Origin of the sequence: Mucilaginibacter sp., from assembly GCF_036383575.1 — a bacterium.
Lineage (GTDB): Bacteria > Bacteroidota > Bacteroidia > Sphingobacteriales > Sphingobacteriaceae > Mucilaginibacter.
In genome coordinates this window covers 1-7,086 of sequence record NZ_DASVOB010000186.1, presented here as the reverse complement: position 1 = coordinate 7,086, position 7,086 = coordinate 1, and the positions used below count along the sequence as shown (strand labels likewise).

7 protein-coding genes are annotated in these 7,086 nt (G+C 42.9%); 3 read left to right on the top strand and 4 right to left on the bottom strand.

Translation table 11 applies throughout. The features are described from left to right. Positions 1-208 precede the first annotated feature (208 nt). From VF500_RS06845 to VF500_RS06830, 4 genes are all read right to left on the bottom strand, one after another. Entirely contained in the window at positions 209-1,294 is a 1,086-nt protein-coding gene (locus VF500_RS06845) for an SGNH/GDSL hydrolase family protein (RefSeq protein ID WP_330858950.1), read from the bottom strand. Positions 1,295-1,385: 91 nt separating this feature from the next. After that, positions 1,386-1,748, bottom strand: a complete 363-nt coding sequence (locus VF500_RS06840; protein WP_330858949.1) for a VOC family protein — start codon at positions 1,746-1,748, stop codon at positions 1,386-1,388. A gap of 231 nt (positions 1,749-1,979) precedes the next feature. Continuing rightward, on the bottom strand, positions 1,980-4,343 hold the full coding sequence (locus tag VF500_RS06835; protein WP_330858948.1) for an endonuclease MutS2: 2,364 nt from the start codon (positions 4,341-4,343) through the stop codon (positions 1,980-1,982). Continuing rightward, on the bottom strand, positions 4,343-4,924 hold the full coding sequence (locus VF500_RS06830; RefSeq protein WP_330858947.1) for a DUF4296 domain-containing protein: 582 nt from the start codon (positions 4,922-4,924) through the stop codon (positions 4,343-4,345). Before VF500_RS06830 ends, VF500_RS06835 begins: the two co-directional genes overlap by 1 nt. A gap of 43 nt (positions 4,925-4,967) precedes the next feature. Here VF500_RS06830 and VF500_RS06825 point away from each other — a divergent pair, with 43 nt between their 5' ends. From VF500_RS06825 to VF500_RS06815, 3 genes are all read left to right on the top strand, one after another. Beyond that, positions 4,968-5,657, top strand: a complete 690-nt coding sequence (locus tag VF500_RS06825) for a YggS family pyridoxal phosphate-dependent enzyme (protein ID WP_330858946.1) — start codon at positions 4,968-4,970, stop codon at positions 5,655-5,657. A 420-nt stretch (positions 5,658-6,077) separates the two neighbouring features. Continuing rightward, positions 6,078-6,596 carry a GNAT family N-acetyltransferase gene (locus VF500_RS06820; protein ID WP_414688566.1) on the top strand — a complete coding sequence of 173 codons (519 nt, stop codon included), beginning with the start codon at positions 6,078-6,080 and terminating at the stop codon, positions 6,594-6,596. Positions 6,597-6,608: 12 nt separating this feature from the next. After that, on the top strand, positions 6,609-7,086 hold a 478-nt coding region (locus VF500_RS06815), incomplete at its 3' end, for a PdaC/SigV domain-containing protein (protein ID WP_330858945.1).

The window sequence follows — 7,086 nt, the reverse complement described above, 5'->3', positions numbered from 1 at the left end:
AACAAACCAATATTCCCGGACCTAATGAACTGCCTGATCAGCAGAGGGTGGGGGAGTAAGGTTAAATTTTATGTTATTGCGAGGAGCGAGTGGGAATGAGCCTTGGGGCGACGTGGCAATCTCGTAGCCATGCTAACAGCTGTGCATGTTTACCCTGTATAGCTACGAGATTGCCACGCTATCGCTCGCAATGACATGGTTTTATATACTACCACTTAACCGTCTTTTCCAAAAAAGAGATCAGGTCATCGGCCATAGCCTGTTGTTCTTTGAGGCTCGGGTGTCCGGGAGTGTTTTTATAAGGAATAAAGTGAGTATAAATTTGCTTATCGTTAAGCGCAGCAACTGCCGTTTCAATATATCCCGGCCATGGCGAACCTGCTTTAGTTGCATCCATGCTCCCTAAGGCGCAAATGATCTGCGCTTTCGGGTAAACCTTGCGGATGTTTTTTATAAACTCTTTATAAGCTTTGATTATCTGGTCAGGCTCCGGCGCTTTACTGCCGAAACGTTCTTTAAACTGTGGATTATTGGGCTGATTCACGATCCATGAATCATTTTGAAACAGGTTGATCACTACCACATCAGGCGTGTACTTTTTAAAATTCCAGATGCTTGTTGGGTCGGTAGGGTCAAGGCGGTTATACATTTCGGGCATGATGAGCGGGAACCAGCTCACAGTAATGCCAATACCGCTTTTTGAGGTACAAACATATTGTGCATCAAAATGACGGGCCGTTAGGGCGGCATAGCTCAGGTAACCGTTCTCATAAGGGGCAGATCCTCTGTCTTGCCCTGTAGTATCTTCATCGGCATAACCGCAGGTGATAGAATTGCCAAAAAATTCGATCTTGCGTTTTTTTGCTTCCGGTGGAGAAAGGGCGGTGGCGTCTTTAGCCAAAGTAAACTGGTAAAAAAGGGTTTTGCCTTTGTCCCATTCAGTACGCTTAAATAACTCAAGGGTGTGCTTACCCGCGGGTAAATTTTCGGCAAGGGTATAAGCCTGTTTGGTATTATCGAGGTGAATGGTATTGATCACCTTGTCATCAACTATAATGGTATAGTAGTTTTCGCCCCGTTCATCCTGCATCAGGGCCGATGCGCCGGTTCCGTTAAAGTTGATCTTTAAGGATGAGCCTGTCCAGTACAGTTCAGCAGCTTCGTCGGTTTGATTGATTCGCCCGGTATATCGGATGCGTTGATCTTTGCTTTTTAAAATAACGCTTTGAGCGGTGCAGCTTATTGTTGAACCGGTAAATGCAATGAAAAGTACAAGGAAATATAGTTTGCGCATTTTTTCAGGGTTTGGCTGCCCTAAAATAGGAAACTTATACAGAAAGCGGATAAGCTATTAACCTATCCGCAAAATATTTGTTAAGAATGTATTATTCAATCGGCATCCCGAATTGCAACAAGTAACCGTTGTAATCAAAAACGCCAAACTCGCGCATGCCGTAACTGAAATCTTCAATAGGGTAACAAATTACAGCCCTATCCTTCAGTTCACTCCATAAAAAATCAACTTTATCGGTACGGATATAGAAAGAGCCGGTAAATTTAGGCACAGTGAATGAGGTATTATCAACAGGCAAAGCCAGCATGATCTCAATATCATCACGGCTTACTGTAGCCCATCCCCAGTCTTCGTCATAACCAACACAAGTGAACCCGAGATTGTTTACATAAAAATCAACACTTTCCCGTACCTGCCGGGTGTATAACATAGGGGCAATAGATTTTAAAGACATATTATTTTGAAATAAGTTAGGTTGCACTGGTGTTAAAAAATTACGTCATTGCGAGGAACGAAGCAATCCCCGACTGGCAGAGCGAATATGCAAATCCACCCTGTAAAGTTTGGGATTATTAATAATTATAATTTGATTTTTATAGGTATTAATGATCTCCCTACGGTCGGTTGTCTTCGTTCCTCGCAATGACGTTTGGTTGGTTGTTAATTGTTTATTTTAACCTTCCGTTTACTTCAAATATACATAAGTTATTCCATCTCCACCGCGATCGGCATGTTCATCCTCCATACGGTCAACTTGCTCGTACTTTTTAAGGTATTGCCTGATCATTTTGCGCAAAATGCCATCGCCTTTACCATGAATGATCTTAAGGCTGTTAAAGCCCATCATCAGCGCACGGTCAAACAGTTTTTCAATGGCGTGCAGCGCATCCTCAGTACGCTGCCCGCGCACGTCAATCTCCGGACTAAAACTTGCCATATCATTGGTTTGTGCGCTGAAACTCCGCCTGATCTCTTTAGGTACCGATGATTTGGAAACCTTGATCACCCGTTTCTTTTTGGCGACGGTACGCAAATCGCCAATGGCAATCACTACGTTCTCTTTAATGATCTCAATTACCTGGCCTGTAGTTTCCGAGTCGGTGAGTTTTACCCAGTCGCCCGGTTTTAATTCCTCATCAACAGGGGCAGTTTGTTTTGGTGCTTCAACCTTAACGGTGTTCTTTTTAAGCTCAACATGCAGGTTTTCACGCAACTGGCGGGTTTTTTCCTTATCGGCATTGCTGCTTTTGATTTCGGATATCGTGTTTTCAACCAGTTTGTTAGCGTTCAGGATAATATTCTTGGCCTGATCTTTTGCTTCCCTGATGAGGGAGCGTTGATTTTCTTCGAGATAGCTTTTCAGTTTCTCGTTTTCGGCCAGTAGCTCATTTACCTTACGCTGCTGTTTATCCAGCTTTTGTTTAGTTTCAAATATCGAACGTTTTTCACGCTCCAGATCAACTAACAGCGTATCAACCTTTTTTTGCCCTTCGCTTATTTTGTTTTTGGCGAGGTTTAAAACGTTGGCCGGCAGACCGATTTTCTGAGCTATTTCAAAAGCATATGAGCTGCCTGGCTTGCCAATTTCTAACTGGTAAAGCGGGCGCATCTCAATGTTATTGAACAGCATGGATGCATTTTCAATGCCTTCAGTATTGCTGGCAAATATTTTAAGGTTGGAGTAGTGGGTGGTCACCATGCCCTTAACCTTTTTTTGGTTAAGCGATTCAAGCACAGCCTCGGCAATCGGCCCGCCAAACTGCGGATCGGTACCGGTACCAAACTCATCTATCAGGATCAGGGTTTTACCATTGGCCTGTTCCACAAAATTCTTCATTTTGGACAGGTGGGCGCTGTACGTACTCAAATCACTTTCAATCGACTGGTCATCGCCTATATCAACAAAAAGCTGTTTAAATACGCCCACAACGCTGGCTTCATCGGCAGGGATCAGTAAACCGGCCTGCACCATCATTTGTAATAAACCAACAGTTTTCATACAAACAGATTTACCGCCCGCGTTAGGACCAGATACCACAATGATGCGGGTACCCTCGTCTATCTGCATATTAAGCGGAACAACCGTTTTTTTCTCGGCCTTAAAATTCAGGAACAACAGCGGGTGACGTGCATTATACAGCTTAACCCTGGCTTCGTTTATTACCTGCGGCATTTCGGCTTCAATATCAATGGCAAACAGGGCTTTGGCGCGAACGAAATCAAGCTTGGTTAACAAACCATGATAGGAGAGTAGTAAGGGAACGTAAGGCCTTAATTCGGTAGTTAAAGCGGTCAGGATCTTTACTATTTCGCGGCGGCGTTCAAACTCCAGGTCGCGGATACGGTTGTTAAGCACAAAAACCTCTTCGGGCTCAATATATACCGTTTGGCCTGATGCTGATTCGTCATGCACAAAGCCTTTCAGTTTGCGTTTGTTTTCGGCCAGCAAGGGGATCACCAACCTGCCATCGCGTACGGTTAAAGAACCATCGGCAGCCCAGCCGTTTGATGTCGCATTTTTAAATACCATATCAATCTTTTTGCGGGCTTCCTGCTCGGCTTTGGCAATGCCGCTGGTAATTTCCATCAGCTCGCGCGAGGCGTTAGGCCTGATCTTGCCTTTTTGATCAATCACTGCGTCTATCTTTTTAAGGATAGCCTTTTCAATAGGCAGGTGCTCAAAAAGGGCTTCAAGATTGGGGTACAAACCTTCGCGTTCGTTAAAGTACGCGATAACGGCAAACACGGTATTTAGCGAAGCCTGAACCTGGTAAAATTCTTCTTCACTTAAAAAAACGCCCTCAATACGGGCTTTATTGGCAAGGGACTTTATATCGAAAAAATGCTGGATGGGCAGGGCCTCATCATTAACCAGGATATTCTTAAACTCGTTTGCCTGGTTCAGGAACTTATGTATCTGGTCGTAATTGCTCATTACCTGGATCTTGTCAACCATTTGTTGACCCATTTCACTCAGGCAATGTGCTTTTATCAGTTCTTTTATTTCGGTAAAACCCAGCTTATCTACACTATTTGGGGGGTAAAGCATTAGGTTATGGCTTTAAGTTTTTTTAACGAATCGGCTTTATGAGCAGCTTTGCTTTTCCGCGGATGAAATCTCCTTGCCGAATCGGTTTTGGGTTTATTTTTTAAATTTTCTAATGAGTCAGCTCTGCGCGCAGCCGCGTTTTCATGAGGATGCATCCTCCTTGCCGAATCGGCTTTAGTTTTAATGTTTAAGTTTTTCAGCGAATCAACCTTACGGGCGGCTTTGCTTTGTTCAGTCTGAACTTTGGCAAGGGAATCGGTCTTGCTTTTAATTTTAATATCTACCTGATCATAAATGGCCAGTAATTTATCGGGTTGTGTGGCGTAATAACGCATACTCCGGTTAAAATGCGCGGTATCGGTATGCTGGCGTTTAAACATAGCAGCGTATTTGCCTGCACCATATTTATACAAACTATCGGGCGCCTGCATAACATTATACAAACTACCGTCAATGATGTGCATCTCGGTTAATACGCTGGCCATGGCCTCGGGTTTAAGCACATCCCCGGGAACACTTTTGCCATTGCAGGCACATAAAAAAAGTGCTGCTGAAAAAAACAAGGTTATATATTTACGCATTCAGTAATTTAGCGGCTGATTAATTAAGCAAATTTACGGATAAATGAGCATTGCAGATAACATCAAAAGCTTAAAAAAGGAAACGGAAGCAGATAAGGTAATATTATTGGCTGTATCAAAAACAAAACCTGTTGAAGATGTACAGGAAGCTTATGATGCGGGGCAGCGCCTTTTTGGCGAAAATATAGTGCAGGAGATGGTTGAAAAGTATGAGCAGCTACCCAAAGATATTGAATGGCATTTGATCGGTCACCTGCAAACCAATAAGGTAAAATACATTGCACCTTTTGTGAGCATGATCCAGTCTGTTGATAGCCTGAAGCTTTTACATGAGATAAACAAGCATGCCGAAAAAGCCGGACGGGTAATTGATTGCCTGCTCCAGATCTACATAGCCGACGAAGAAACCAAATATGGACTGGGTTTTGATGAAGCGATAGAGTTGTTGCGGTCGGAAGAGTTTGCCACTATGAAAAACGTTCGTATCCGCGGATTGATGGGCATTGCTACAAACACCGATAACGAGAAACAGATAAAAGAAGAATACTACGAACTGAACACCTTTTTTGAAGGCATCAAACTGAGCTATTTCAGAAAGGAAGAAAGTTTTGATATATTGTCGATGGGCATGTCGTCAGACTATAAGCTGGCTATTGAACAGGGCAGTAATATGGTGAGACTGGGAAGTACGATATTTGGCGGCAGGGTGATCAAGCATTGGAAGAATAATTGATCAGAATTTGTCTGAACCTGAATTTATGGAATTTAAGAATTGACAGAATGAAAACACAATTCAAATAATTCGCCTAATTCGATAAATTCCAGTTCAGACATAATTAGCCCGCCCATTGTTGGTGTTGTCACCAACAACATGTTTTTTTAAATCGAAATTTAAGTGTTCAGTTTTTTAAAAACGGGTGTTCAGCCTTTAAAATTTCGAAAAGTTAAGTTGTTGATTGTCAGTACTAAGTTGTTCATTTGTTAAAAATGAACAATAATGTTGAAAGTTAAAGTGTTGATTATTAGCCTTGTTTTAGTTGGAGATAATTGCAAGTGTTCACACTTTTAAAAGTTGAACACCTAAAAAATAGATAAAAGTTGTTGGTGACAACACCAACAACGGCGAAAATTCAGGTTCAGAGAAAAAGAGAAAATGAACAATACAGAAAATAAAACTGAAAGTCAGCACCCCCTTCAGGGGGCTGGGGGGCTAATTATCAGGGAAGCTATCCAAGCCGATTGCCCGCGTTTGATGGAATTGGTGCACGAGTTGGCCTTATATGAAAAAGCCCCCGAAGAGGTTACCGTTACCTTACAGCATTTTGAAGAAGCCGGTTTTGGCCCAAATCCTGTTTGGAAGGCTTTTGTTGCCGAAGTTGAAGGCCTGGTTGTTGGTTTCGCGGTATACTATGTTCGCTACTCAACCTGGAAAGGCAGCCGAATGTATCTGGAAGACCTGATAGTGACCGAAGAGATGCGCGGCAAAAAGATCGGCAAGCTACTTTTCGACAGGCTGATACAGGAAGCAAAAGAGCGTGGTTTTAGCGGTATGGTTTGGCAGGTGCTTGACTGGAACGAACCTGCTATTAACTTTTATAACAAGTACGGCGCGAATATTGAGGCAGGCTGGTTAAATGCTTCGCTCTCAAGGGAGCAGTTGCTAAACTACTAAAACATAATACCTATGAAAAATCTGTGCCTGTTATTTTTTATTGCGTTAGGGTTATCATCGTGCCAGTGGGGAGTGTCTAATAAGGTTGCTGAAAAGTCGTTTGATACCCTGCACTATGCCTATAAAGTAATAAAAGCACGGGCGGCAGATTGTGGTACAAAGCCTGACAGTGCCTGTACAGTAGTGAAAATTAACTACCCGTTTTTTGATAGCGCCAAAGCCTTAAATGATACTATAACCCGTAAGCTTACAGTGATGTTTGCTATGGATGGTAAAGCAGACAGCAGCCTGGAAATGATGACCAAAAATTTTCTGAAATCATATGACGATTTTAAAAAGGATGATTCGCGGTCGGGAATGTTTTTTACGCTGGATGATTCTGCCAAGATGATCCACCAGGATTCGAGTTTAACCACACTTGAAGTGCGTGGCTACTCGTACACTGGCGGTGCTCATGGCGGCACATCTATCACTTTTATCAACTGGGATA

Excerpts from the sequence above, each read along its gene's own strand:
- VF500_RS06845 (WP_330858950.1), bottom strand. The coding sequence starts at position 1,294 with ATGCGCAAACTATATTTCCTTGTACTTTTCATTGCATTTACCGGTTCA.
- VF500_RS06840 (WP_330858949.1), bottom strand. The coding sequence starts at position 1,748 with ATGTCTTTAAAATCTATTGCCCCTATGTTATACACCCGGCAGGTACGG.
- VF500_RS06835 (WP_330858948.1), bottom strand. The coding sequence starts at position 4,343 with ATGCTTTACCCCCCAAATAGTGTAGATAAGCTGGGTTTTACCGAAATA.
- VF500_RS06830 (WP_330858947.1), bottom strand. The coding sequence starts at position 4,924 with ATGCGTAAATATATAACCTTGTTTTTTTCAGCAGCACTTTTTTTATGT.
- VF500_RS06825 (WP_330858946.1), top strand. The coding sequence starts at position 4,968 with ATGAGCATTGCAGATAACATCAAAAGCTTAAAAAAGGAAACGGAAGCA.
- VF500_RS06820 (WP_414688566.1), top strand. The coding sequence starts at position 6,078 with ATGAACAATACAGAAAATAAAACTGAAAGTCAGCACCCCCTTCAGGGG.